This is a genomic window from Nocardiopsis lambiniae (assembly GCF_031845465.1).
GTDB lineage: Bacteria > Actinomycetota > Actinomycetes > Streptosporangiales > Streptosporangiaceae > Nocardiopsis > Nocardiopsis lambiniae.
This window is the reverse complement of sequence record NZ_JAVREP010000002.1, coordinates 229,293-256,066: the sequence shown is the minus strand read 5'-3', so window position 1 is coordinate 256,066 and position 26,774 is coordinate 229,293. Positions and strand designations below refer to the sequence as shown.

Genomic DNA, 26,774 nt, shown 5'->3' with positions numbered 1-26,774 from the left:
GGGCATGGGACCTCCGAGAAGAAGACGCGCGGCCGGGGCGGATGGTGTACACGAAAGGGCCCCCTCTTCCGTCGGAAGAGGGGGCCTCGCCTGGGACGCGGTGCCTACTCCTGGGTGGAGGCGGCCTTGCGCTTGCGGCTCAGGTAGATCGCACCGCCACCGGCGCCGAGGGCGGCGATGCCGGCCGCGACGAGGCCGGCCAGGGCGCCACCGGTGACGGGCAGGCTCGGGCGGTCATCGGCCGGGGGGGTCGGCTTCGGGGACTCCGGGACGGAGGGGGACTCCGACGGGGCCGGGGACTCGGGGGCGCTGGGCTCCTCGGTCGGCTCGCTGGGCTCCTCGGTGGGCTCGCTGGGCTCGTCGGTCGGGGGGACCTCGGGCTTGGCGGTCCAGGAGGCGGACGCCGAAGCGGAGACCTTGGTCTCGCCGCCCTTGGCGGTGATCAGGGTCTGGGTCGGCTTGTCCGGGTTCTCCCCCTTGAACAGGCGGCCCGTGGCGACCTCGGCGGTGGTCTCCAGGGAGAAGGAGGCGTTGCCGGCGGCGGCGTCGGCCGGGACGTCGAAGGCGACCTCGTCGCCGTTCTCGACGGCGGTGACCGGCTCGCCGGTCTCCAGGTCGACCAGGGTGACGCCCTCGGGGGCGTCGAGGACGACCGGAACGGAGGCGGCGCTGGTCTCGATGACGAACGCGCCGACCTTGGAACCGGCCTCACCCTCGGCGGTACCCGGGGTGATGCTCAGGGTCGCGTCGGGCTCGGAGGTCTGCGGCAGGTCCTCGGCGTTGCCGACCAGGTACTCGTAGACCTTCTTGACGGCGGCGCTGTTGCCGCTGTTCTTGAGGTTCATGCCGTTGCTGAAGTGCCAGATGGCGGCCTGGGTGCCGCCCAGGGCGTCCGCCTTGCTCAGACCCTCGACCCCGGCGGCAGCGCCCAGCTCCTCGGCGCTCACGTTCGGGTAGGAGTTCTGGAGGATCCAGTGCACCTTGGCGGGCTCGGCGAAGTCGCCCTTGCCCGGGTAGTTGTCCCACTTGTCCTCGACGTACTTCGCCTTGTTCACGATGTTCGTGCGGAAGTCGATGCAGTACGTCGTCAGGACCGTGCCGTCTTCCAGCTCCAGTTTGAAGAGGCTGGTCGGGGCGTTGCCACCGTCGAGGTGGACCTTCGGGCCGTTCTCGGCGTTGCCGATGTAGGTGCCGGTGACGGCGCCCTCGTACGGGGCCGGCTCGGCGGCCGCGGGAGCGGCCATGCCGAAGGCGAGGAAGGCCGCGGCGGTGGCCGCCAGGCCCGCGCGCCCGGCGGTGCGGGGGAGGGAGATCTGAGTCAAGTCGTGTCCCGGTGTCGTCTAGGGGTGACCGGTCTAGGGGTAACCGGATGATGTCGGACCATGCCGGAGCGGGGAGCCGCGGCGGTGTCCGGGTGCGAAAGGCCGTACGGAGGCGGTGCGAGGCCGCCACTCGTGCGTCCGGGTCGGGTGGACCACGTCTCGGGGTCAGGGGGCGTGGTGCCCTGGGAGCGAAGATTGGGCGCGGCGCGCCCGGGCCCGGATTCGCCGTCTCGCGGGGGCGGGCCGTCGGGATGCCGCACAAGGCCGATCGCCCGCCCGATACTAGCGATACGGTTCGCCACTTCCAACCCGGTTCGCGAAAAATGTGACCCGATACGGCCCAGAAAAAAATCCACCTGCGCAAAGCCGCATTATGGCCAAATGTTATGCAACGAAGTGGGGGTCACTCGCGTCGCTTACGCCCCAGAATAAGGATGATCAGGCCCGATACCACCAGGGCACCCGCGATGACCAGCAACCCGGACAACCAGGTGCCGGTCCTCGGGAGGTCGTCGCCCACGATTCGGTCATCCTCGGTGGCCACGGACTCTTCGCTCGGTTCGGCCTCGGCGAGCGGTTCCCGCGGGGTCGGCTCCTGGGTTTCGGTCGTGGGTTCCGGCGTCGGAGACGCCGGTTCGGTCGAAGGTGTCGGAGCGTGCCACGTCAGCGTGGCCGTCGCCGTGGTCGTCGCCGTACCGGCCTCGGCGGTGACCAGTGGAAGGGTGCGCACACCGTCGCGCCCGGTGAACAGCCCGCCCTCGGCGAGGGGGATGTCCTCGCCGTGCACGTGGAGCGACACCACTCCGGCGGGCATCGACGGTTCCACTCGCAGGTACAGCTCGTCGCCGTCCACGGCGTGGGTGACCTGTCGGCCCTCCGCGTCCACCAGCCACGAGGCGGGCGCCCCGCCCAACGACACCGGCATCGGCTCCTCACCGGTGCTCGACACGGTCAGGGGTCCCAGCGGTTCCTCGGGTGCCACCGCGTCCACGTGCTCGGGGGACACGCTGAGGGACGGTGCCACCGGACTCTCCGTCGGTGCGAGCGCGCCCACCATGAGGTGGTCGTACAGCGCCAGCACGGTCGGGTCGTTGGCCTCGCGGTCCGGTTCGGTGTCGGACAGCACCCGCCACAGGGCCGCCTGAGTGCCCGCGATCGCCTGGTCCTCGCGCACCGGGGGCAGCCCCGCGTCGATGCTCAGGGAGACCAGGTCCCGAGCGGGGTAGGAGTGGGTGACGATCCAGTGCGCCCGGTCGGCCGGGGCCGCCTCGGTCGCGCCGCCCGTCCATGCGGGAACGCCGGACCAGTCCGACTCCACGTAGGCGGCACGTCGACGGACCTCACCGTCGGGTGAGGTCGTGTAGGCGCGCACGGAGTCGTCGTTCCCGATGCGCAGGCTGTACAGCGCCGTGGCCACGGGTCCACCGCCGACCGGGGTCAGTTCGACCCCGGCCACCGGTTCGCGGTCCACACGGGAGAAATCGTCGGCGATCGCGGCCGGGGTACCGGCCAGGACCGTGACGAGGACGAGCGATGAGAGCAATGCGGCGCACCGACGCGGGATGTCCATGTGCAGCTCCTGTGCGGAGGGCGGACGGACCATCGGGTCGACCGGCGAAATCGTCTTCTCGGAGCACTCAGACTAACGGTCCGGCACCGTCGGTGACGGTCTGACACCTCTACAGTGGCCTGATCGTGCACATGACGTGACATGCGTCGTTCCCGCGCGGGGCCGAGGGCGGGCGCTCCACCCCCGCGCGCTCGGTAGGCTGACCTGGAAGGTACGTCCTCTACGGAAACGGGTTTGCGGCGATGGCCCACGCGGTAACTCCTGGCACTGCCACGAACGGTGACCCCTCTCCGGTGGCCTACGAGCAGGCGCTGACCAGGTACGAGCCCGTGCTCGGCCTGGAGACCCACATCGAACTGGGCACCGCCTCGAAGATGTTCTGCTCCTGCCCCACCGCGTTCGGGGCCGACCCCAACACCCAGGTGTGCCCGGTCTGCCTCGCGCTGCCCGGCTCCCTGCCGGTGGTCAACGAGAAGGCCGTCGAGGGGGCCATCCGACTGGGGCTCGCGCTGAACTGCTCCATCGCCCCGTGGGGCCGGTTCGCGCGGAAGAACTACTTCTACCCGGACATGCCGAAGAACTACCAGATCTCCCAGTACGACGAGCCGATCTGCGTCGACGGGTACCTGAACGTGACGGTGGACACCCCCGAGGGTCCCCGCGAGTTCCGTGTGGAGATCGAGCGGGTCCACATGGAGGAGGACACCGGCAAGACCTCCCACGTGGGCGGGGCCACCGGTCGTATCCACGGCGCCGAGTACTCCATCGTCGACTACAACCGCGCCGGCATCCCGCTGCTGGAGATCGTGACGAAGCCGATCACCGGCACCGGTGGCCTGGCCCCGCTGGTCGCCCGCGCCTACGCCGCCGAGCTGCGCGACCTGGTCCGTTCGCTGGGCATCTCCGACGTGCGCATGGAGGAGGGCTCCATGCGCTGCGACGTCAACGTCTCCATCAACGCGCGGGGCGCCTCCGAGTGGGGAACCCGCAGCGAGACCAAGAACGTCAACTCCCTGCGCTCGGTCGAGCGCGCCGTCCGCTCGGAGATCGAGCGGCAGGCCGGTGTCCTCGACGCCGGGCTGAGGGTCGTGCAGGAGACCCGCCACTTCCAGGAGCACACCGGGGCCAGCGTGTCCGGTCGCAGCAAGGAGGAGGCGCAGGACTACCGGTACTTCCCGGACCCCGACCTGGTCCCGGTCGCCCCGTCCGCGGAGTGGATCGAGGAGCTGCGCGCCACCCTGCCGGAGCTGCCCGCCGCCAAGCGGGCCCGGATCCGCGCCGAGTGGGACCTCACCGACACCGAGCTGCGCGACCTGGTCAACGCCGACGCGGTCGAACTCGTCGAGGCGACCGTCGCGGCCGGCGCCCCCTCCGCGGAGGCGCGCAAGCTGTGGCTCAACGAGCTGTCGCGCCGCGCCACCGAGCAGGAGGTGGAGCTGTCGGCCCTGCCGATCACCCCCGCCCAGGTGGCACGGATCATCGCCCTGGTCGCCGAGGGCGCACTCACCAACAAGCTGGCCCGTCAGGTCGTCGAGGGCGTCCTGGCCGGTGAGGGCGGGCCCGACACGGTCGTGGAGGCCCGAGGGCTGAAGGTCGTCAGTGACGACGGCGCGCTGGGCGCGGCCGTCGACGCCGCCATCGCCGCCGACCCCGACGCCGCCGACAAGGTGCGCGGCGGCAAGGTCGCCGCGGCCGGAGCGCTGGTGGGCGCGGTGATGAAGGCCACCCGCGGGCAGGCCGACGCCGGTCGCGCCCGGCAACTGATCCTGGAGAAGCTGGGCGTCGCGTGACGTTGTGCCCGGTGCCACGCCGTGGATCGACCGGGCCCCCTCACGGATCCCCTAGGGTGCTGGTGTGCCGCGACTTCGGAGGGAGATCGCGGCACACCGCGTGAGCATCGCGGCGTCCGCGTCACCGTAATGTCGATCACGGTCCGTGATGACTCCGTCGTCATCTCTCGTCCGACCCTCAATCGCCATGTGACCTTGGTTGCGTAGGGTTGCGACGCACGGTGGCGGTGGTCGACGGCGATCGCCCGCCACCGGTCGGTCCCGGTCCCGCGAGATCGGCGGTCCGCGCGCCGGACGCCCCGAGCGCGCCAGGAATCGTCACGACGCGAGGTGGGTGCTCCATGTCCGAGGAGAGAGCGTGTCCGCGGCGAGCCGCCGCGGACGGCGTCACGCGCCCGCTGGGAGGTCGGTAATGGGAACCCGGACACGTCGCCTGTCGGTGATCGGGCTCGTCGTCCTGTTCCTCGTCTATCTCGTCGCGACCCGGATCCCGATGGGAACGGACACGGTCGCGACGTTCCTCGGTGAGTGGCCCTCATCCCTGGTCGCGGGTATCGCAGGGGCCTCCCTGCTGTACGCGTCCCGCCGGTGGGCGACCACCGGCGCCGACCGCGAGGCCCACGTCGACGGCGCGGACGGGCCGGCGGCGTTGCGCAACCTCGGCTTCGCGGCCCTGGCCTGGTGCGCGGGCGGGGTCACCCACGGCATCACGGGGGCGCTCAGTTCCAATTCGGTGCTGTCCCTGACGCTGGGCGATCTGTTCGCGCTGGCGGCGCTGCCGCTGTTCGTGGTGGGCTTCACCCGGTTCGCCCCCTGGCCGGGGGGCGTGCGCACCGCGCTGCGGCACATCACCGACAGCTACGTGTGCGCCGCCGCCGTGTTCTCCGTCGTGTGGCTGCTCGTCTTCTCACCGTTGTACGGGGAGCTGGGCGAGGGCTCGGGGGTGCTGGGCTTCGCCCTGGTGTACCCGGTGGCCGACATCGCCGTCCTGTGCCTGCTCGTCCCGTTGGTGTTCATGTCGCCGCACAGCACCCGGCGCGCGGTGCTGCTCGCGATCGCCGCGCTCATCGTCATCGCCACCTCGGACATGATCGGGGCGATCACCCGTCTGTCCGGGCCGTCCGTGGCCGGCGGCATCGAGCACCCGGTCCGCTTCCTCGGGTTCGCCCTGATGGGGGCGCTGCCGTGGCTCGTGGAGCATCGACCGGGCGCCGAACCGCGCCGTATCACCGGTCGTGGCCTGTACCGGTTCGCGCCCGAGCTGGCCGCGATCGGCGCAGTCGCGATCGCGGCGGTGGTGCTCACCGTCGGCGGGCTGCGCCTGACGGGGGTGGCCCCGGTGCTGCCGGTGGCCGCCGGGACCGCCGTGGTGGTGCTGCTGGTGCGGATCCTGGGGATGCTGGAGGAGAACGCCACCCTCACCCGCATGGTGCGCAACCGTGAGGGGCACTTCCACGAGTTGGCGCGCAACAGCGGCGACGTCATCCTGGTGCTGGACCGCGACGGCGGGGTGTCCTATGTCAGCCCGGGAACGGCCGAGGCCTTCGGATATCGGCTCGAAGACGTGCTGGCCGCACCCGTGACCACGCTCATCCACCCCGAGGACATGGAGCGGACCGAGGCGGTCACCGCCCTGTTCGACGAGCGGGGAAGCCAGGGCGTGCACCTGCGGTTGCGGGTGCGCGCGGCGGACGGGACCTGGCGGCACACCGAGTCGACGGTGTCGTTGTACGAGCAGCCCGGCGAACCCGACCGGCTCCTGGTGACCACCCGCGACATCAGCGCCCAGGTGGCGTTGCAGGACGAGGTGGAGCACCTCACCTTCCACGACGGTGTCACGGGCCTGCCCAACCGCTCCTACCTGGAGGAGCGGGCCAGCGACGTGCTGGCCCACCGGGCGATCAGCGACGAGCCGATCGGGGACATCGCGGTGCTGTTCCTGGACCTGGACGGGTTCACGGCGGTCAACGACTCGGCCGGGCACGTGCGCGGCGATCACCTGCTGGCCCAGGCGGCCCGCAGGATGCGCGGCGAACTGGAGCCCGGAGCCACCCTGACGCGCTGGGGCGGAGACGAGTTCGCGGTGCTCATCGAGGGCGTACCCCGGGCACAGCGGGTGGTGGACCTGGCCGAACGTCTGGGACGGGTCATCGCCTCGGAGCCGTTCCAGGTGGCCGACCGGGAACTGGTGCTGACCGCCAGCATCGGTGTGGCCTTCGCCGAACCCGACACCGACAGCGGTGACCTGCTGCGCAACGCCGACGTGGCGCTGACCCGGGCCAAGGAGCGCGGGGCGGGCAACGTCGAGGTGTACGCCGCGCACATGCACGACACCGTGGTGTCCCGCCTGGAGTTGCAGATCCGGCTGCGTCGGGCGTTGGCCGAAGGGGAGTTCTTCCTGGAGTACCAGCCCATCGTGGACCTGGGCACGTCCCGGGTCACGTCGGTGGAGGCCCTGGTGCGGTGGGACCGCGACGGTGAGGTGGTGGGACCGGACGGTTTTCTCGGTGCCGCCGAGGAGTCGGGGCTGATCGTGCCCCTGGGGGAGTGGATCCTGCGCGAGGCCTGCGAGAAGGTCGCGGTGTGGCGGGTGTCGGACTGGGACATCGGCCTGTCGGTGAACCTGTCCATCAAGCAGGTGCTCTCGCCGCGCTTCGTGGAGACGGTGGAGGCCGTGCTGGCCGACTCGGGTCTGTCCGCGGAGGTGCTGACCCTGGAGGTCGACGAGGACGTCCTGCTCGACGGCGGCGGCGAGGCCGTACAGCGGCTCGCGGAACTGCGGGAGCTGGGTGTGCAGTTGGCCGTCGACGACTACGGGATGGGGTACGCCTCGCTGGCGCACCTGCGCAGGCTGAGCGTGGACGCGATCAAGATCGACCCGTCGTTCATCGCCGACCTGGGCCGCGACGACACGGTCACGCTGCTCACCCACACGATCATCCAGCTGGGTCGGGACCTGGGCGTACAGGTGGTCGCCGAGGGCATCGAACGCCCCGAGCAGTTGGAGCAGCTGCGGGCCATGGGCTGCGATCGCGGTCAGGGGTTCCTGGTGGCCCGTCCGATGGCCGCCCCCGGCGTGGAGTCGCTGGTCGGCGGCGAGGCCGGCGCCAACCTCTAGGACGAATCTGCGCTAATACGGATATAGCGGCGTTCACCTGCGAAGACGCCGACGTGACCGCTAATTTTCCGTCATGCCCTCTCATCAGCACGAGTTCCCCCTTGACCTGATCCGCTGCGATCCGGGTTCCGCGGTCGAACTCCTCCGAGAACTCACCGGCGAACCGCTGCCGGAGTTCACCCGCGTCCGCTGCGACGCGGCCGAGGCCACCAGCACGGCTCTGACCCATCTGACCTCGGACTCGGTGGTGGTCTGTGAACGGCCGCCCCACCCCCATGAGGAACGGGACGACCCGGTCCCGGTCCTGGCGGTCATCGTCGAGCCCCAGAACAGGCGTGACGACCGCAAGTCCTACCGCTGGCCGGCCTATGTGGCCAACACCCGCATGCGCCTGGAGTGCCCGGTGGCGCTCCTGGTGCTCACCCCCACGTCGTCACTGGCCCGTCGCTACGCCGAACCCATCGACCTGGGGTGCGGGGAGATCCGCCCCCTGGTCCTGGCCCTGGACACCCTCAGGCCGATCAGCGACCCGAAGGCCGCCGCGGCCCGACCGGTGCTCGCCGTGCTGGCCATGGCCAACAACCCGACCGAGGACGAAGCGGCGCTGGACGCGCTGCTCGCGGCGCTGAAAAGCCTCGATGGCTCGTCCTCCTCGCTGTACTCTGATTACGTGCTCGCGGCCCTGTCCGCCACGGCCCTCGGATCCCTGGAGAAGCTCATGAAGCTGAAGGACTACGAGTTCAAGACCGAGTTGATCGGGCGCCCCTTTCGCGAGGGCAAAGCCTTGGGGCAGATCAAGGGGATCTTCGCAGTCCTGAAGAGCAAGGGGATCGAGGTCTCCGAGGAGACGCGGAAGCGTATCGATGGCACGACCGACCTGGAACTCCTGGACGTGTGGCTGAACCGGGCCGTCGGCGCCGAGCGGGTCGAGGACCTCTTCGAGGAGCGTTCCGAGAAGGGCCGTTAAGACGGCCTAACGATCTGAACCCAGGTCCCCTGTTACGTGTTCTCCGTTACACGTAACAGGGTACTTTTCTGTGTCCGTCCTGTTCAGTGCGGTTCTCCGGATGATGGTCGTGCCGCATCGTGACATCTGTGTCTCATTATTTGAGACAATATGAAGTTCTGGTTGACGTGCGGACGCTTCTTCGGCCAAGGTTGGGAGCGTGAAGAGCAACTCCCTGATTCTCGTACTTGGTCGGCGCGCAGCCCACTGAGTCACTCGTGCTGCGCGCCACCCCTCGACCGCCACCGGGCGGTGGGGGTTTTTTTATTGCCGCACCAGGCCACGAAGAGTCAGACCCACCACAAGCCAGAGCCCCCGTGCCGTTCTGGACCCTCGCGAAGGATCTTGAGATGACCGAGCAGATGACCGGAGCACAATCGCTGATCAGGTCGTTGGAGCAGGTCGGTGTCGACACCGTCTTCGGGATTCCCGGGGGTGCCATCCTCCCCGCCTACGACCCCCTCTACGACTCCGCGAAGGTGCGCCACATCCTCATGCGGCACGAGCAGGGCGCCGGGCACGCCGCCGAGGGCTACGCCTACGCCACCGGCCGCCCCGGGGTCTGTATGGCCACCAGCGGACCCGGTGCCACGAACCTGGTCACCCCGCTGGCCGACGCCTACATGGACTCCGTGCCCATGGTCGCCATCACCGGCCAGGTCGCCGCACCGATGATCGGCACCGACGCCTTCCAGGAGGCGGACATCTGCGGCATCACGATGCCGATCACCAAGCACAACTTCTTGGTCAAGGACGTGCGCGACATCCCCCGCACGGTCGCCGAGGCCTTCCACATCGCCGCGACCGGCCGCCCCGGCCCGGTCCTGGTCGACATCTCCAAGGACGCCCTCCAGGCCGCCTCCGACTTCGTCTGGCCCGACCGACTGGACCTGCCCGGCTACCGCCCGGTCACCAAGCCGCACGGCAAGCAGGTCCGCGAGGCCGCCCGGATGATCCTCGACGCCAAGCGCCCCGTCCTGTACGTCGGCGGCGGCGTCCTGCGCGCCGGCGCCTCCGCCGAACTGCGGGTCCTGGCCGAGCTGACCGGTGTCCCCGTGGTCACCACCCTGATGGCCCGGGGTGTCTTCCCCGCGAGCCACCCCCAGTACGTCGGCATGCCGGGCATGCACGGTGACGTCTCCGCGGTCGGCGCCCTCCAGAAGGCCGACCTCATCGTCGCCCTGGGCGCCCGCTTCGACGACCGGGTCACCGGCAGGCTCGACAGCTTCGCCCCCGACGCCAAGATCGTCCACGCCGACATCGACCCGGCCGAGATCTCCAAGAACCGCCACGCGGACGTCCCCATCGTCGGCGACTGCCGCGAGGTGCTGGCCGATCTGGTCGTCGCGGTCCGCGCCGACCAGGAGAAGGGCCGCGCCGGCGACTACACGGCCTGGTGGCAGCAGTTGAACCGCCTCCGGGAGACCTACTCCAAGGGTTACGAGGTCCCCGACGACGGCAGCCTGGCACCCCAGATGGTCATCCAGCGGTTGGGCGAGATCGCCGGCCCCGAGGCCACCTACGTCGCGGGCGTCGGTCAGCACCAGATGTGGGCCGCCCAGTTCATCGACTACGAGCGCTCCGGCGCGTTCGTCAACTCCGGCGGGCTCGGCACGATGGGCTTCTCCGTGCCCGCCGCCCTGGGCGCCAAGGTCGGCGACCCCGGCCGGGTGATCTGGTCGATCGACGGCGACGGCTGCTTCCAGATGACCAACCAGGAACTGGCCACCTGCGCGATCGAGGGCATCCCCATCAAGGTCGCCGTGGTCAACAACGGCAACCTGGGCATGGTCCGGCAGTGGCAGACCCTGTTCTACGAGGGTCGCTACTCCAACACCGACCTCCAGACCTCGCCCCGGGACGAGAAGGTCCGCATTCCGGACTTCGTCAAGCTCTCGGAGGCGTACGGTTGTGTCGGCCTGCGGTGCGAGCGCGCCGAGGACATCGACGCCACCATCGAGAAGGCCATGGCCATCGACGACGCCCCCGTGGTCGTCGACTTCACGGTCAACCACGACGCGATGGTCTGGCCGATGGTCGGCCCCGGCGTCAGCAACGACAACATCCAGTACGCGCGCGACATGGCGCCGAGCTGGGACACCGAGGACTAAGAGGAGCAGGTCGACCACCATGAGCCGTCACACGCTTTCCGTTCTGGTGGAGGACACCCCGGGTATCCTGGCCCGCGCCTCCGCCCTCTTCTCCCGTCGTGGTTTCAACATCGACTCGCTCAGTGTCAGCACCACCGAGTATCCGGGCCTGTCCAGGATGACGATCGTGGTCAACTGCGACCTCCACCCCTTGGAGCAGGTGACCAAACAGCTCAACAAGCTGATCAACGTCGTCAAGATCGTGGAGATGGACACCACCGCGTCGGTCCAGCGCGAGCTGTTGCTCGTCAAGGTCAAGGCCGACGCGTCGAGCCGCACCCATGTGCTTCAGACGGCCGAGCTGTTCCGCGCGCACGTCGTGGACGTCAGCCCGGACGTCGTCGTCATCGAGGCCACCGGCGACCCCGAGAAGCTCGATGCCCTGGTCAAGAACCTGGAGCCGTTCGGTATCCGGGAACTGGTCAAGTCAGGGCTGGTCGCCCTGGGACGCGGGCCGCGCTCCATCACCGACCGTTCCCTCCGCGCGGTCGACCGCACCGCCTGAGGAACCCGGCACCCGGAGCGGTGCACCCGCGTACCCCAACGAATGTGAAGAACAAGGAGCAACCCCAAGTGGCAGCACAGATGTACTACGACGACTCCGCGGACCTCGGGCTCATCCAGAGCAAGAAGGTCGCCGTGATCGGTTACGGCAGCCAGGGCCACGCGCACGCGTTGTCGCTGCGGGACTCGGGCGTCGACGTGCGGATCGGCCTGGCCGAGGGCTCCAAGAGCCGCGCCAAGGCCGAGGAGGAGGGCCTGCGCGTCCTCACCCCGGCGGAGGCCACCCGCGAGGCCGACGTCATCATGATCCTGGTCCCGGACCACATCCACCGCGACCTGTACGCCGCGGAGATCGAGCCCAACCTGGAGCCGGGCAACGCCCTGTTCTTCGGCCACGGCTTCAGCATCCGCTACGGCTTCATCACCCCGCCCGAGGGCGTCGACGTCGCCATGGTCGCCCCCAAGGGTCCCGGGCACCTGGTCCGCCGCCAGTTCGAGGCCGGGCGCGGCGTGCCCTGCCTGGTCGCGGTCGAGAAGGACGCCAGCGGGCAGGCCTGGGACCTGGCGCTGTCGTGGGCCAAGGGCATCGGCGGCACCAAGGCCGGCGTCATCAAGACCACCTTCAAGGAGGAGACCGAGACCGACCTCTTCGGTGAGCAGGCCGTGCTGTGCGGCGGCGCCGAGGAACTGGTCAAGGCCGGTTTCGCCACCCTGGTCGAGGCGGGCTACCAGCCCGAGATCGCCTACTTCGAGTGCCTGCACGAGCTGAAGCTCATCGTCGACCTCATGTACGAGGGCGGCATCTCGAAGATGAACTGGTCGGTGTCGGACAACGCCGAGTACGGCGGCTACACCCGCGGCCCGCGCGTCGTCACCGAGCAGACCCGCGAGGAGATGCGCAAGATCCTGCGCGAGATCCAGGACGGCTCCTACGCCAAGGAGCTGATGGACGAGTTCGACGCCGGTCAGCCGACCTTCACCAAGCGCCGTGAGGCCGAGCAGGGCGAGCAGATCGAGAAGGTGGGCGCCGAACTGCGTCCGCTGATGAGCTGGCTCAAGGGCTGAGACGAGTCCTCGTGAGACGGGGGTGGGTGGCAACGACCACCCGCCCCCTTCGGGCTTCCCTACCCCCGCAGTAGACTTTGTTCCGGCCGTCCTCCCCGATCTCGGTAGGGCTTGACCTGCGTGGATCGGGACGCACCACCCGAAAAGGAACCCCTGTGTCGAAACCCGCCGTACTCGTAGCGGAAGAACTCTCGCCCGCCGGAATCGCGCTGCTCGAAGAGGACTTCGAGGTGCGCCGCGTCGACGGCTCCGACCGCTCCCTGCTCCTGCCGGCCCTGGCGGACGTGGACGCCATCATCGTGCGCAGCGCCACCAAGGTCGACGCCGAGGCGATCGCCGCGGCCCCCCGCCTCCAGGTGGTCGCCCGGGCCGGCGTCGGCCTGGACAACGTGGACGTGGAGGCCGCCACCAAGGCGGGCGTGCTGGTGGTCAACGCCCCCACCTCCAACATCGTCAGCGCCGCCGAGCAGGCCGTGAACCTGCTGCTGGCCAGCGCGCGCAACACCGCTCCCGCGCACAACGCCCTGGTCAACGGCGAGTGGAAGCGGTCCAAGTACACCGGTGTCGAGCTGTACGAGAAGACCGTCGGCATCGTGGGTCTGGGCCGTATCGGCGCCCTGGTCGCCCAGCGGCTGCTGGCCTTCGGCACCAAGGTCATCGCCTACGACCCCTTCGTGCAGCCGGCCCGCGCCGCCCAGATGGGCGTGGAGATGACCACGCTCGACGACCTGCTGGGGCGCGCCGACTTCATCACCATCCACCTGCCCAAGACCAAGGACACCCTGGGTCTGATCGGCGACGAGGCCCTGCACAAGGTCAAGCCGAGCGTGCGGATCATCAACGCCGCGCGCGGCGGCATCCTCGACGAGGACGCGCTGTACCGGGCGATCAAGGACGGTCGGGTCGCGGGGGCGGGCATCGACGTGTTCGCCAAGGAGCCGTGCACCGACAGCCCGCTGTTCGAGTTCGAGAACGTGGTCGTCGCCCCGCACCTGGGCGCCAGCACCCACGAGGCCCAGGAGAAGGCCGGCACGCAGGTCGCCCGTTCGGTCAAGCTCGCCCTCTCGGGCGAGTTCGTGCCCGACGCGGTCAACGTGCAGGGCACCGGCGTGGCCGAGGAGATCAAGCCGGGTCTGCCGCTCACCGAGAAGCTGGGCCGGGTCTTCACCGCCCTGGCCGGCACCATCGCCAGCCGCATCGACGTGGAGGTGCGCGGTGAGATCGCGGCACACGACGTCAAGGTGCTGGAGCTGGCCGCCCTCAAGGGCGTGTTCGCGGACGTGGTCGAGGACACGGTCACGTTCGTCAACGCCCCGCTGCTCGCCAAGGAGCGCGGTGTCGAGGTCAACCTCGTCACCAGCGACGAGAGCGGCGACTGGCGCAACCTCATCTCGGTGCGCGGTGTGCTGACCGACGGCACCCGGGTGTCGGTGTCGGGGACGCTCACCGGCCCCCGCCAGCTGGAGAAGCTGGTGGAGGTCAACAACTACGCCCTGGAGATCGGCCTGGCCGAGCACATGGTGTTCCTGTCCTACGAGGACCGTCCCGGCATCGTCGGCAAGGTGGGCGCCCTGCTGGGCGACGCCGACGTCAACATCGCCGGCATGCAGGTGATCCGGGACAAGGAGGGCGGTAAGGCGCTCATCGCGCTGACCGTCGACTCCGCGGTCCCGGACGCCATCCTGGCGTCGATCTCCGAGGAGATCGACGCCGAGGTCACCCGTCAGGTGGACCTGGAGGACTGATCGGGGTGCCCTGAGGGCGCGCCCCCCGGGGTCCGAAGACCTGCGGAGCGGACGTCGCCGATCGGTGGCCCTCGGCCGGGGCCGTCCCCGGAGGGTCTTCCGGGAGCGGGCGGGGAGGTTCGCGCGGTGGCCGCCGCGCCTCCTTCGGTCCGTTCCCGTTCCCCGGGTGCCCGAGAACGGTCCGGGGGGCCGAAGGGAGCACCGGGGCTCGGAGGGGGTCGCACCACGCGGTGCGACCCCCTCACCCGTGTGTCGGTCGTGTTCCACGGGTGTTCCGTGGCGGAATGGGCGGTTCGCGACCAGGGAAGACACGCGCCCGTCTCACATGGTGAGAATTTCTGGCCACATAGTTGGACATCCGATATTCTGGCGTCCTAGGGGTCAGCGGCGTCCGTCTCCACCGATCGACGCCGCCGTCCGCCGCCCCGCCCGCCCCAACCGGGCCCGCGGGGTGGATCCGGCGCGACCTCGCCGGGGCAGGTGCTCCTTCTCTTCCACATCTCTCTCGCGGTCACCGTCGATCGCCGCACCCGCGCAGCGCACGCCCATCCGGCCCACCGCACGCGGCCGTGATCACGCACCGCAATCGGAGTCCCACATGATGTACGACATGGTCGAGTACCCGTCCACCTCCGACGTCGACGAAGAGATCTCCCGCGCCCTCCAGGACGCCCTCGACCGGCGCGACTGAACGTTCGGGGCGGTGGGCGCCTCCGGTCTCGTGGGCCGGTATGGTTGTCTCATTCAGTGTTCATTCTGATCTCACCATGTGAGAAATCCCCGGTGGGATCGCGATCGGATCAGAGGCAGGCCGTATGGCAGCGCGCACGGTGAAACTGGCCGTCATCCCCGGCGACGGGATCGGCCCCGAGGTCATCGCCGAGGGTCTCAAGGTCCTGGAGGCCGCCACCGCCCCGCACGACCTGGCCATCGAGACCACCGAGTACGAACTCGGCGCCCGGCTCTGGCACCGCACCGGCGAGACCCTCCCGGACTCGGTCGCCGCCGAGCTGGCCGCGCACGAGGCCCTCTTCCTGGGCGCCGTCGGCGACCCGACGGTCCCCAGCGGGGTCCTCGAACGGGGTCTGCTGCTCCGCCTGCGCTTCGACTTCGATCACTACGTCAACCTGCGTCCCGTGCGCCTGTACCCCGGCGTGGAGAGCCCGCTGGCCGGCGTGACCCCCGAGGACATCGACATGCTCGTGGTCCGCGAGGGCACCGAGGGACCCTACGCCGGGGCCGGTGGAGTCCTGCGCAAGGGGACCCCGCACGAGATCGCCACGCAGGACAGCGTCAACACCCGCTTCGGTGTCGAGCGCGTCGTCCGCTACGCCTTCGGCAAGGCGGCCGGGCGCCCGCGCAAGAAGCTCACCCTGGTCCACAAGGACAACGTCCTGACCTTCGCCGGCGAACTGTGGCAGCGCGTGGTCCGCGAGGTCGGCGCCGAGTACCCGCAGGTCTCCGTCGACTACTGCCACGTCGACGCCGCGTCGATGTTCTTCGTCAACCAGCCGGCCCGGTTCGACGTGGTCGTCACCGACAACCTGTTCGGCGACATCATCACCGACATCGGCGCCGCCATCACCGGTGGCATCGGGTTGGCCGCCAGCGGCAACATCAACCCCGACAACACCTTCCCCAGCATGTTCGAACCGGTCCACGGCTCCGCGCCGGACATCGCCGGGCAGGGCAAGGCCGACCCCACCGCCACGGTGCTCTCGGCCGCCGCCATGCTGGACCACCTCGGCGTCCCCGAGGCGTCCCGCCGCATCGAGGCCGCCGTCGCCGCCGACCTCAAGACCCGTGCCCAGGGCGGCGAGCCCCGCTCCACCTCCCGCATCGGCGACGACCTCGCCGCGCGAGTAGCCGAGCAGGGCTGATCCCTCGCGTCGGCCCTGCCCCGGATGGATCAGGGCGCGGCCGACCGGCACGGTCACATCGCGAACACGCCGACAGGGCGCGCCCGGACATCCCCGGGCGCGCCCTGTCCGTGTTACGGGTGCATTGCTCCCGCTCTGGCACAGGGTGCGCTCTTCCGACAGACTAGATCCCAGGTCGGCGGCGCTGCCGACCTGATGCACCCGAGAGGACCGACGACGACATGACCAACGACAACACCACCACGAGCGGGTTGGCGTTCGACATCCAGATCTCCGACCGGCGGAAGACCCCGCAGGAGCGAGAGGCGCTGCTGGAGAGTCCCGGGTTCGGCCAGGTGTTCACCGACCACATGGTGAGCATCCGCTACACCGAGGGGAAGGGGTGGCACGACGCGAAGCTGGAGCCCTACGGCCCGCTGAGCCTGGACCCCGCCACCTCCGCCCTCCACTACGCCCAGGAGATCTTCGAAGGGCTCAAGGCCTACCGCCACCCGGACGGTTCGCTGGCGTCCTTCCGGCCCGACGCCAACGCGGCCCGGTTCAACCGGAGCGCCGCCCGCATGGCCATGCCGGCCCTGCCCGAGGAGCTCTTCCTCAAGTCCATCCGGCTCCTGCTGGAACACGACGGCGCCTGGGTTCCGAGCAAGCCCGACTTCAGCCTCTACCTGCGCCCGTTCATGATCTCCACGGACGTCGGCCTCGGGGTCAACCACCCGTCGCGCAGCTACGTCTACCTGCTGATCGCCTCCCCGGTCGGTTCCTACTTCTCCGGCGGCATCAAGCCGGTCACCGTGTGGCTGTCCAAGGACTACACCCGTGCCGCGCCCGGCGGCACCGGTGCGGCCAAGTTCGCCGGCAACTACGCGGCCAGCTTCCTGGCCCAGGCCCAGGCCGTCGAGAAGGGCTGCGACCAGGTGGTCTGGCTCGACGCCCGCGAGCACCGCTGGGTCGAGGAGATGGGCGGCATGAACCTGTGGTTCGTGTTCGGCTCGGGTGAGAACGCGCGCCTGCGCACGCCTCCGCTGACCGGCACGCTGCTGCCCGGCATCACCCGCGAGTCGCTGCTGACCCTCGCCCCCGACCTGGGCATCCCGGCGGAGGAGAAGCCGATCTCGATCGAGGAGTGGCGCGAGGCCGCCGAGTCGGGCGAGCTGACCGAGGTCTTCGCCTGCGGCACGGCGGCGGTCATCACCCCGGTCGGATTCGTCAAGAGCGACGATGGCGAGTTCACCGTGGGTGACGGCACCCCGGGTCCGGTGACCATGCGCCTGCGCGAGGAACTGGTGGGATTGCAGACCGGTCACCGCACCGACAAGTACGACTGGGTCACCCGCTTCTAGGGTTCCGGCCCAGGGCGAACGGCCCTGCCGACGAGGCCGTCCGGGGGAACCCCGGACGGCCTCTCTGTTGTCCGCTTTGTCCGGTGGGAGAAATCACTGTTCCACATACTGGGACAATCGGCCTCGGAGCACCGACAACACCGGCTCCGTGTGGCACACTGACGTCATGCCGTCTCAGGTGATCATTATCGTGAGGCGCGTCGGCTGACAACGGACCTTGCCGGCGCGCAGACCTCTCATGTCCATGGGGGGTCTTTTTTGTTGGCCTGGTCCGGGTCGGTCCACCACAGCATCCACCTTCGGGAGTTCCACCCATGAGGGACGACGGTTTCCACGTTTTCGACACCACGCTGCGCGACGGGGCCCAGCGCGAGGGGATCAACCTTCGGGTCTCCGACAAGCTGGCCATCGCGAAGCTGCTGGACGACTTCGGGGTGGGGTTCATCGAGGGAGGGTGGCCGGGGGCGAACCCCAAGGACACCGAGTTCTTTCAGCGGGCTTCACAAGAGCTGACGCTGAAGCACGCGCGACTCACCGCGTTCGGCGCGACCCGCCGGGCCGGTGTGAAGGCCGCCGACGATCCCATGGTGGCCGCGCTGCGCGACAGCGGCGCGTCGGTCGTCACCCTTGTCGCCAAGAGTGACGACCGGCACGTCGAGCGCGCACTGCGCACGACCCTCGACGAGAACCTCGCGATGATCGCCGACACGGTGTCCTACCTCCACGAACACGGGCAACGCGTGTTCGTGGACTGTGAGCACTTCTTCGACGGGTACCGTCACAACCCGTCCTACGCGCTCGACGTCGTGCGCACCGCGGCCGAGGCCGGCGCCGACGTCGTGGTCCTGTGCGACACCAACGGCGGCATGCTCCCCGACGACGTCTTCCGCACCGTCACCGAGGTGCGCGAGGCGACCGGGGCCCGGCTGGGCATGCACGCCCAGGACGATACGGGCTGCGCCGTCGCCAACACCCTGGCCGCCGTCGACGCCGGCGCCACCCACGTGCAGTGCACCGCCAACGGCTACGGCGAACGGGTGGGCAACGCCGACCTGTTCTCGGTGGTGGGCGCGCTCACCCTCAAACGCGGCATGGACGTGCTGCCCGAGGGCTGCCTGGAGGAGATGACCCGGGTCGCGCACGCCGTCGCCGAGATCGTCAACCTGGCCCCCGACACGCACCGGCCCTACGTGGGCGTGTCGGCGTTCGCCCACAAGGCCGGGCTGCACGCCTCGGCCATCAAGGTCGACCCCGACCTGTACCAGCACACCGACCCCGCCCTGGTCGGCAACACCATGCGCATGCTCGTCTCCGACATGGCCGGGCGCGCCTCGATCGAGCTCAAGGCCGTGGAACTCGGTCTGGACCTGGCCGGCGACCGTTCCCTGTCGGGTCGGGTCGTGGAGCGGGTCAAGGGACTGGAGCTGTCCGGGTACAGCTTCGAGGCCGCCGACGCCTCCTTGGAACTGCTGCTGCGCGAGGAGATGGGCGAGCCCGTCCGGTACTTCGAGACCGAGTCCTGGCGGGTCCTCACCGAGCGTCGCCCCCGTGACGGGGCCGCGCTGTTCGGCGAGTACGAGAGCCTGACCGAGGCCACCGTGAAGCTGCGGGTCAAGGGTGAGCGCGTCATCGCCACCGCTGAGGGCAACGGTCCGGTCAACGCCCTGGACCGGGCGCTGCGCTCCTCCATGGAGGGGGTGTACGCGGCACTGGCGGGCCTGGAGCTGGTGGACTACAAGGTCCGCATCCTGGAGGGCAGCTCCGGCACCAACGCCATCACCCGCACGCTCGTCACGTTCAGCGACGGCACGGCCGAATGGACGACGGTGGGCGTGGGTCCGAACGTGGTGGACGCCTCCTGGGTGGCCTTGGAGCAGGCGTTCAACTACGGGCTGCTCCGCCACGGGTATCCCCGGGACAGTGCTTTGTGACGGTCCGGTCATCTTCCGCCACGGCGGACGGTGACCACCGGGGCCCTTCGTGCGGTGGAAACCGGACGAGGGGCCCCTTCGTCGTCATGACCCGTGGTCACCCGGCTGCATATTACTTACGGGTAAGGGATGCCTGGCCCGTAGGTCATAGCCACTGTGTCCTGAGTCACTCGATACTGCGAACTTCTGATGAACCAGCACGTTACGAGTGGTGATCGATGTCGGACATAACCACCCAGCGTCCACCCGTTGGCGCGCCGTTCTCCCCACGGCGAAGCGCAGGTCACCCGCCCCGAGCAGACTGCGGGACGTGTCCTCACCAACAACCCTCACCGGAGGGGGAGGAGGCGTGACCACCACCGAGACGGCCGCCGCACCCCCATCCCCCGGAACCCGATCGCCCCGCCGCACCCAGGGCGGGGAGGCCGCACTGGCCTGGGCGTTCCTGACGCCCTCCATCGTGGTCTTCGCGCTCTTCCTCGCCTATCCCCTCGGCCGCACCGTCTACCTGTCGATGCACGGCAACGACATCATCGGCCGCCCCAACCGATTCGTCGGGTTCAGCCACTTCGCCGAGATGGCATCGCCCGAGTTCGTCAAGGTCCTCACCACCACGCTGCTGTTCACGATCGGCACGGTCGTCCCCGGCGTGGTCGGCGCGCTCGCCATCGTCCTGCTGCTGGAGGGCGTCATCCGCGGGCAGCGCTTCCTGCGCGGCGCCTTCGCCCTGCCGTTCGCCTTCTCCGTGGCCAGCGCCTCGGTGATCTTCGTGGTCTTCTACAGCCCGGGGAACAGCGTCCTCAACGGCATCCTCTACCGGCTCGGCCTCGACCAGGTCCCCTGGCTCACCTCACAGGACATGGCCCTGTGGTCGGTGTGCATCACCACCGTCTGGATGAACCTCGGCTACGGGGTGCTCGTCCTGGCCGCCGGCATCGGCTCCATCCCCAAGGAGATCAACGAGGCCGCCCGCATCGACGGGGCCACCGGTGTCCGACTGGCCCGTGACGTGACCGTCCCCATGCTCGGACCCCAGCTGTTCTTCCTCATCGTGATCTCCACGATCAACGCCCTCCAGAGCTTCGGCCAGATCCACATCCTCACCCGGGGCGGACCCAGCGGTTCCACGACCACCCTGGTCTACTCGATCTTCGAGGACGCCTTCGCCTACAGCACCAGCGACTTCGGCCGGGCCAGCGCCCAGGCGCTGGTGCTGCTCCTGGTGGTCCTGGTGTGCACCGCTGTCCAGTTCGGCGTCATCGAGCGGAAGGTGCACTACGCATGACCGCGACCCCTCTCACCGCACCCGAACGGACCGGCGGGAAGACGCCGGCCCCCGCGCCTCGCGGCCGACGCCGGCGCGACCCCCGACACCTGCTCGGGCGAGGTCTGCTCCACCTGCTGCTGGCCGTGTTCCTGATCCCCGTCCTGTTCCCCGTGTACTACGTGTTCGCCGGCGCGCTCATGGAGCCCCGCGAACTGGCGAGCTTCCCGCCGCGGTTGCTCCCCACCGGGGTACACCTCGACAGCGTCACGGCCGCCCTCGACGCCGTGCCGTTCCTGCGCATGTACGGGAACTCGCTGCTCATGGCCGGGGTCATCACGATCGCCCAGTTGGCGACCTCGGCGCTGGCCGCCTACGCCTTCGTGTTCCTGCGCTTCCGCGGCTCCGCGGTGGTCTTCGCGTTGTTCCTGGCGACGCTGATGGTCCCCGGCGAGGCCACCTTCATCCCCAACTACCTCACCATCGCCTCGTGGGGTCTCATCGACACCCACCTCGGCCTGGTCCTGCCGTTCCTGGCCTACGCCTTCGGCACGTTCCTCCTGCGCCAGAGCTTCAAACAGTTCCCCCGGGAGCTGTACGACGCGGCGCGCATGGACGGAATGGGACACCTGCGGTTCCTGTGGACGATCCTCGTCCCGCTCAGCCGCCCCGCCCTCAGCGCCGTCGGCGTCTACGTGTTCATCACCAGCTGGAACATGTACTTCTGGCCGCTGATCGTCACCCGCAGCACCGAGATGCAGACCCTCCAGATCGGCCTCAACAGCCTCAAGACCGGCGAGGCGTCCGACCCGGGCCTCCTCTTGGCCGGCGCCGCGCTCTCCGTCCTGCCCACACTCGCCCTCGTGCTCTTCGGACAGCGTTTCATCGTCCGCGGACTCACGGCCGGCGCGGTCAAGTAGCCGGACCCCGTTCGACCGTCCTCCGAGAACCCGGGGGCGGTTCCCCTCCCAACCAGAGGAAGCGACGCAGCATGACACTCTCCCCCCGGCCACGCACCCTGCGGGCCGCCGCCCTGATCACCGGCCTCGGTCTGGCCCTGAGCGCCTGCTCCGGCGGTGGTGACGGCGGCGACAGCACCCTCACCGCACCCGGCCCGGAGGTCCTGGAGGGCCTGGACGAGGCCGTCCAGGTGGAGTTCTGGCACAGCATGGACGCCACCAACGGGCAGGTCCTCGACGGACTCATCGAGGATTTCAACGCCCAGAACGAGGGGCGTATCGAGGTCACCGGTTCCTTCCAGGGCGACTACGACACCGCGCTGGCCAACCACCGCGCGGCCATCCAGCAGGGCGACACCGCCGAACTCATCATGATCTTCGACCTGGGCACCCAGTTCATGATCGACTCCGGGCAGACCGTGCCCGCGCAGTCCTTCGTCGACGCGGACGGCTACGACACCGGGTCCATCGAGGGCGCCCTGCTCAACTACTTCACGGTGGACGGCGAACTGCGCTCCTTCCCGTTCAACAACTCCACCCCGCTCATGTACATCAACCGGGACGCCTTCGAGGAGGCCGGTCTCGACCCCGACTCCCCGCCCACCGACCTGGCGGAGATCCGGGAGGCCGCCGAGGAGCTGACCGTCCGCGACGATGACGGCACCGTCGTGCAGTACGGGTTCGGCGCCGCCACCTACGGCTGGTTCGTCGAGCAGTTCATGGCCCGGGCCGGCGTCCCCTACTGCGACAACGCCAACGGGCGCAGCGGTCGGGCCACCGAGGTCCTCTTCGACGACCCCAAGGTCGTGGAGACGGTCGAGTGGTGGGAGGAGATGATCGACGACGAGCTCGCCGTCCAGATCGGCCGTAACACCGACGACGCCCAGGCCGCGTTCACCTCCGGACGGGCCGCGATGACCCTGGAGTCCACCGGCTCGCTGGGCGGCTTCATCGAGCGGTCCGACTTCGAGGTGGGCGCCGGTTACTTCCCCCTGGTCGCCGAGGGCGACCCCGGCGGCTCGATCATCGGCGGCGCCTCCCTGTGGATCAACGGTGAGGGCCACAGCGAGCAGGAGGTCCGCGCCTCCTGGGAGTTCGTCCAGTACCTGCTGACCCCCGAGTCCCAGTCGATCTGGCACGCCGGTACCGGCTACCTGTCCGTCAACACCGAGGGCTACGACGGCCCGGAGGCGCAGGCGCGGGCCGAGGAGTTCCCGCAGTTCTCCGTGGCTGCCGCGCAGCTCGCCGACTCCGAGATCAACGAGAACACCGCCGGTTGCATGATGGGCGTCATGTCGGAGGCGCGCGCCACCGCCGAGGAGGGCTGGGAGACCGCCCTGACCAGTGACACCCCGGCCGCGGACGCCATGTCCGACGCCGCGGACCGGTTGGACACCCCGATCGAGGAGTACAACGCCTCCGTGGAGGAGTGACCCCTCCTGAACGGGAGCGGATCGTGGGCCGGGGGCCGTCCCCCGGCCCACGGCCGTACCCGGGGCCGTCAGCCGGCGCGACGCACCCGTGCGCCGGGGCCGGCCTTCGCGGTGCGCGGGAGCACGTCACCGTCCTCGGCGCGCAGCGGCCAGTGGCCGCCGTCGGGTTCGCCGGACCGTCAGCCGACCACCAGTCCGCCGTCCTCGGTGACGGTGACCGGGTACTCCTCCAGCGGTTCGGTGGCGGGCCCCTCGGTCGGGGCGCCGTCGGCGATGGAGAAGAGGCTGCCGTGGCACGGGCACCGAATGCTCCCGTCCACGACGGAGTCCACGGGGCACCCCTCGTGGGTGCAGGTCGTGGAGAACGCCCGGAAGCCGCCCTCCTCGGGCTGGGTGAGGACCACGGCGGCGCCCGCCACGACGATCCCCCCTCCCACCGGGACCTCGTCCACGGTGGCCACCGCCTCCTCCGGCGTGGTCGTCGGCTCCGTGTCCGGAGCGGAGTACCCGGGGGACCCGGTGTCCTCCGGGGAACCCGCGCAGGCGGCGACGCTCCCGGCGACGACGCCGGCGGCGGCGACGCCCATGGCGGCCCGTCTGGTCACCGGGGCGGGAACGATAACGGGATCACGGCGGTCGCACACGGGCGGTCTCTCTCCTGGTCGTCGCGGTGTCAGTCGTCGGGATCGTTGTCCGGGTGCACCCACCCGTTGGGCTCGCACCCCTGGAGGTCCAGGGTCTGCTGCTGCATCACCGGGGCGGCCTCGCCCTCCCCCGGGCAGAACACGTGCCCGTGCCCCAGGGTGTGCCCGACCTCGTGGTTGATCAGGTAGATCCGGTAGGTCTCCAGGTCGCCCTCGAAGTGGGGGACGCCGGACACCCAGCGGTTCTGGTTGATGATGGCCCGGTTCCCGTTGGCGCACGAGACGTAGCCGTTGGTGCGCAGCGGGGCGCACATGCGGTCCACGGTGTCGGGGGCGGCCAGCATGACCCGGATGTCGGCGTCGTCGCCGTCCACCCGCTGCATGGACCGGTCGCCGTCGTCGCCCCAGCTGCGCGGGTCGCCCAGGATCAGCTCCACGGCCTCCGTGAAGTCCTCGGCCTCGCCGGGCAGGCCCTTCTCGACCTCCACGGCGAACGTCGTCAGCGGGCCGTCGCCCATGACGTCGCCCTCGCCCTTCATCACGGAGAACTCGCCGTCGGCGCTGTCGACCTCCTTCACGACCGAGCGCAGCAGCACCGGCTTCTCCCTCTCCCCCTCCTCTTCCCTCTCCGAGGGGGAGGCGGACGGGTCGGGCGAGGCCTCCTCGCTCCGCCCGCTCGCACTGGCCACCGGACCGTTCGCGTTCTCACGCCGATCGTCCGGGACCCCGTCGCCGACCGGCGCGGACGTGCCGGCCGGTGTGCCCGAATCGTCGATCGGCGGCGGCACGCTGACCATCAGCACGGTGGAGGCCCCGGCGACCAGGCACAGGCCGAGCGCGAGCCCCGCCGGGTATCGGCGTGTTCGACGCCGACCGCTGCGGCGGCCTCCCGAGGACGGAGCGGACGTGGACACGGGGCACCTCTCAGTGACGGATGACGGACCCAGCATGCCACGAGTCCGACCCTCCGGCGGGGCAGGACGGGCGGACCGGGTCCATCGCCGGGCGGGGGCCCGCCGATCACCGGGGGAACGGACCGGTCACCGTCGCACCGTCGGGGGCGGGCGCGGATAATCTGCAAGCGCAAACGTGTCGAGCTGGGAGGACAACAGGTGCGCATCGCACGGTTCGCGGTCGGTGACGAAGTCGGCTTCGGTCTTGTCGAGACCGATACCGACAGTGGCGAGGACCACATCGCCAGACTCAACGGGCATCCACTGCTCGGTGACATCAAGTTGACCGGTGAGCGGGCCAAACTCACCGACGTTCGCCTCCTGTCGCCGGTCCTGCCCACGAAGGTGGTCTGCATCGGCAAGAACTACGCCGACCACGTCGAGGAGATGAAGGACGTCACCGGGGAGACCACGGAGGAGCCCGTGGTCTTCCTCAAACCCTCCACGGCCGTCGCGGGCCCCACGGACCCGATCTTCCACCCGGCCGTCTCCGAGCGCGTCGACTTCGAGGGCGAACTGGCCATCGTCATCTCCCGGCCCTGCCGCGAGGTGCCCCGGGAGCGGGCCGCCGACGTCATCTTCGGTTACACCGTCGCCAACGACGTCACCGCCCGCGACCTTCAGAAGACGGACAAACAGTGGACCCGGGCCAAGGGGTTCGACTCCTTCTGCCCGATCGGTCCGTGGATCACCACCGGGCTCACCATCGAAGAGGCCCAGGACCTGGCGATCACCACGACCGTCGACGGCGAGATCCGGCAGGCCGGACGAACGTCACAGTTCATCCACGACATCCCGGGCATGATCTCCTATGTCACCTCTTTCATGACGCTGCTCCCCGGCGACGTCCTCCTCACCGGCACACCCGCCGGTGTCGGCCCGGTACGGGTCGGCCAGGAGGTCTCGGTGACGGTGGAGCGTCTGGGCACGATCGCCAACCGGGTCGTCTCCCGGGACTGAGTGCGCCACGGCCCGACCCCGCCGGGGTCGGGCCGGAACCCGTGACGGTGGCCCACCGTCCGACGCCCGAACTCGAAGGATCCTGATGTTCGTCTCCCCCTCCAGGCGCACCGGCACCCTGATCCTGTCCGGTCTCCTCGCCGTGACCCTGGTCATCGCGGGTGCCCATCTGTGGGTGACACATGACCACGACCGTGGAACCGACCCTAGAGCGGAGGCCGAAGCACCCGTGAACGGATCACTGCGCGTCATGCCCGCCGGAGACTCCATGACCCAGGGCGCCAACGGTGATCGCACCTGGCGCTATCACCTGTGGAACCACCTGGAACCCCTCGTGGAAGGGGTGGACTTCGTCGGCCCCTACACCGACCCGGCGACCACCGACATGATCGTTCCGGTGCCCACCGAGCAGGACGACCTCCCCGCCACCGAGGGGGACGGGGGGACCGAACCCGCCTCCACCGACGGCGGGGACGCCGAGGCCCTCGCCGAACTCGCGGAACACACCTGGCCCGGCGCCGGCGGAGAGCCGGGCACGGTCGAATACCGCGATCCCGACTTCGACCAGGACCACAACTCGGTGTGGGGCCGGACCCTGCGCGACGCCGCGGCCAGCATCGAGGAGGAGGTCCGTGTCCACGAACCGGACGTACTGTGCGTCCTCATCGGCGTCAACGACCTGCTGTGGCCGGTGGAGATGGAGGAGATGGAGGACCGGCTGCGCCGCTACGTCGAGGGAGCCCGCAAGGGCAACCCGGACGTGCGCATCGTCCTCTCCGAGGCGCTGCCCATCGCCTACGCCGACAACGACCCCGGGTTCGCGCTGCGCCTGTACGCCTACAACATGCTGGTGCGGGAGGTCGCCGACGACATGTCCACCGACCGCTCCCCGGTGATCAGCCTGGACATCGCCGACCGCGAGGACTGGGACGTGGAGGCCGACACCTACGACGGCACCCACCCCAACGCGCACGGGGAGATCAAGATCGCCGCCGCCTTCGCCGACGTCCTCGCCGAGGCCTACGGCGTGGGGGAGCCCTACACCCGTCCCCTTCCCGAGCCCTCCTGACCCGGGTCGGATGAGGGGACCCGTGGGATCGGGGCGAAGGGGGCGCGTCGACATCCCCGCCCGCCGGCCCA

At 69.8% G+C, this 26,774-nt stretch carries 19 protein-coding genes; 15 read left to right on the top strand and 4 right to left on the bottom strand.

Features of this window, described 5'->3' with window-relative positions; all coding sequences use genetic code 11:
• Positions 1–104 precede the first annotated feature (104 nt).
• Both RM479_RS05510 and RM479_RS05505 read right to left on the bottom strand, forming a co-directional pair.
• Positions 105–1,322 carry a thioester domain-containing protein gene (locus tag RM479_RS05510; protein ID WP_311510617.1) on the bottom strand — a complete coding sequence of 406 codons (1,218 nt, stop codon included), beginning with the start codon at positions 1,320–1,322 and terminating at the stop codon, positions 105–107.
• 403 nt (positions 1,323–1,725) lie between these two features.
• Positions 1,726–2,892 carry a thioester domain-containing protein gene (locus RM479_RS05505; RefSeq protein WP_311510616.1) on the bottom strand — a complete coding sequence of 389 codons (1,167 nt, stop codon included), beginning with the start codon at positions 2,890–2,892 and terminating at the stop codon, positions 1,726–1,728.
• A gap of 293 nt (positions 2,893–3,185) precedes the next feature.
• Here RM479_RS05505 and gatB point away from each other — a divergent pair, with 293 nt between their 5' ends.
• The 13 genes from gatB to RM479_RS05440 all read left to right on the top strand — a co-directional run bounded on the left by gatB (position 3,186) and on the right by RM479_RS05440 (position 23,077).
• A complete protein-coding gene (gene gatB / locus RM479_RS05500) occupies positions 3,186–4,682 on the top strand; it encodes an Asp-tRNA(Asn)/Glu-tRNA(Gln) amidotransferase subunit GatB (protein ID WP_311510615.1) in 1,497 nt (498 codons plus the stop codon).
• 412 nt (positions 4,683–5,094) lie between these two features.
• Positions 5,095–7,800 carry a putative bifunctional diguanylate cyclase/phosphodiesterase gene (locus tag RM479_RS05495; protein WP_311510614.1) on the top strand — a complete coding sequence of 902 codons (2,706 nt, stop codon included), beginning with the start codon at positions 5,095–5,097 and terminating at the stop codon, positions 7,798–7,800.
• Between the two features lie 73 nt (positions 7,801–7,873).
• On the top strand, positions 7,874–8,767 hold the full coding sequence (locus RM479_RS05490) for a hypothetical protein (protein WP_311510613.1): 894 nt from the start codon (positions 7,874–7,876) through the stop codon (positions 8,765–8,767).
• A 389-nt stretch (positions 8,768–9,156) separates the two neighbouring features.
• Entirely contained in the window at positions 9,157–10,917 is a 1,761-nt protein-coding gene (locus tag RM479_RS05485) for an acetolactate synthase large subunit (protein WP_311510612.1), read from the top strand.
• A 19-nt stretch (positions 10,918–10,936) separates the two neighbouring features.
• Positions 10,937–11,461: an acetolactate synthase small subunit gene (gene ilvN / locus RM479_RS05480; protein WP_274809247.1), complete on the top strand. Its 525-nt coding sequence runs from the start codon at positions 10,937–10,939 to the stop codon at positions 11,459–11,461.
• A gap of 68 nt (positions 11,462–11,529) precedes the next feature.
• A complete protein-coding gene (gene ilvC / locus RM479_RS05475; protein ID WP_311510611.1) occupies positions 11,530–12,525 on the top strand; it encodes a ketol-acid reductoisomerase in 996 nt (331 codons plus the stop codon).
• 155 nt (positions 12,526–12,680) lie between these two features.
• Positions 12,681–14,270 carry a phosphoglycerate dehydrogenase gene (gene serA, locus RM479_RS05470; RefSeq protein ID WP_311510610.1) on the top strand — a complete coding sequence of 530 codons (1,590 nt, stop codon included), beginning with the start codon at positions 12,681–12,683 and terminating at the stop codon, positions 14,268–14,270.
• Positions 14,271–15,085: 815 nt separating this feature from the next.
• Positions 15,086–16,150: a 3-isopropylmalate dehydrogenase gene (locus tag RM479_RS05465; protein ID WP_311510609.1), complete on the top strand. Its 1,065-nt coding sequence runs from the start codon at positions 15,086–15,088 to the stop codon at positions 16,148–16,150.
• 221 nt (positions 16,151–16,371) lie between these two features.
• Entirely contained in the window at positions 16,372–17,490 is a 1,119-nt protein-coding gene (locus tag RM479_RS05460; protein WP_311510608.1) for a branched-chain amino acid aminotransferase, read from the top strand.
• 314 nt (positions 17,491–17,804) lie between these two features.
• Positions 17,805–19,421: a citramalate synthase gene (gene cimA, locus RM479_RS05455; RefSeq protein WP_311510607.1), complete on the top strand. Its 1,617-nt coding sequence runs from the start codon at positions 17,805–17,807 to the stop codon at positions 19,419–19,421.
• Between the two features lie 349 nt (positions 19,422–19,770).
• Positions 19,771–20,706: a carbohydrate ABC transporter permease gene (locus RM479_RS05450; protein ID WP_311510606.1), complete on the top strand. Its 936-nt coding sequence runs from the start codon at positions 19,771–19,773 to the stop codon at positions 20,704–20,706.
• Entirely contained in the window at positions 20,703–21,605 is a 903-nt protein-coding gene (locus RM479_RS05445) for a carbohydrate ABC transporter permease (RefSeq protein WP_311510605.1), read from the top strand. Before RM479_RS05450 ends, RM479_RS05445 begins: the two co-directional genes overlap by 4 nt.
• A gap of 71 nt (positions 21,606–21,676) precedes the next feature.
• Entirely contained in the window at positions 21,677–23,077 is a 1,401-nt protein-coding gene (locus RM479_RS05440) for an ABC transporter substrate-binding protein (protein WP_311510604.1), read from the top strand.
• Positions 23,078–23,256: 179 nt separating this feature from the next.
• Here RM479_RS05440 and RM479_RS05435 read toward each other — a convergent pair whose 3' ends face one another.
• Together RM479_RS05435 and RM479_RS05430 are read right to left on the bottom strand one after the other, a co-directional pair.
• Positions 23,257–23,682, bottom strand: coding sequence for a Rieske (2Fe-2S) protein (locus RM479_RS05435; RefSeq protein WP_311510603.1), 426 nt, complete (start codon positions 23,680–23,682; stop codon positions 23,257–23,259).
• A gap of 68 nt (positions 23,683–23,750) precedes the next feature.
• The gene (locus RM479_RS05430; protein WP_311510731.1) at positions 23,751–24,518 is read right to left on the bottom strand and encodes a DUF3152 domain-containing protein; all 768 of its coding nucleotides are present in this window, start codon (positions 24,516–24,518) and stop codon (positions 23,751–23,753) included.
• Positions 24,519–24,833: 315 nt separating this feature from the next.
• Here RM479_RS05430 and RM479_RS05425 point away from each other — a divergent pair, with 315 nt between their 5' ends.
• On the top strand, positions 24,834–25,634 hold the full coding sequence (locus RM479_RS05425; RefSeq protein ID WP_311510602.1) for a fumarylacetoacetate hydrolase family protein: 801 nt from the start codon (positions 24,834–24,836) through the stop codon (positions 25,632–25,634).
• Between the two features lie 85 nt (positions 25,635–25,719).
• Positions 25,720–26,703 carry a GDSL-type esterase/lipase family protein gene (locus RM479_RS05420; RefSeq protein WP_311510601.1) on the top strand — a complete coding sequence of 328 codons (984 nt, stop codon included), beginning with the start codon at positions 25,720–25,722 and terminating at the stop codon, positions 26,701–26,703.
• Positions 26,704–26,774 lie beyond the last annotated feature (71 nt).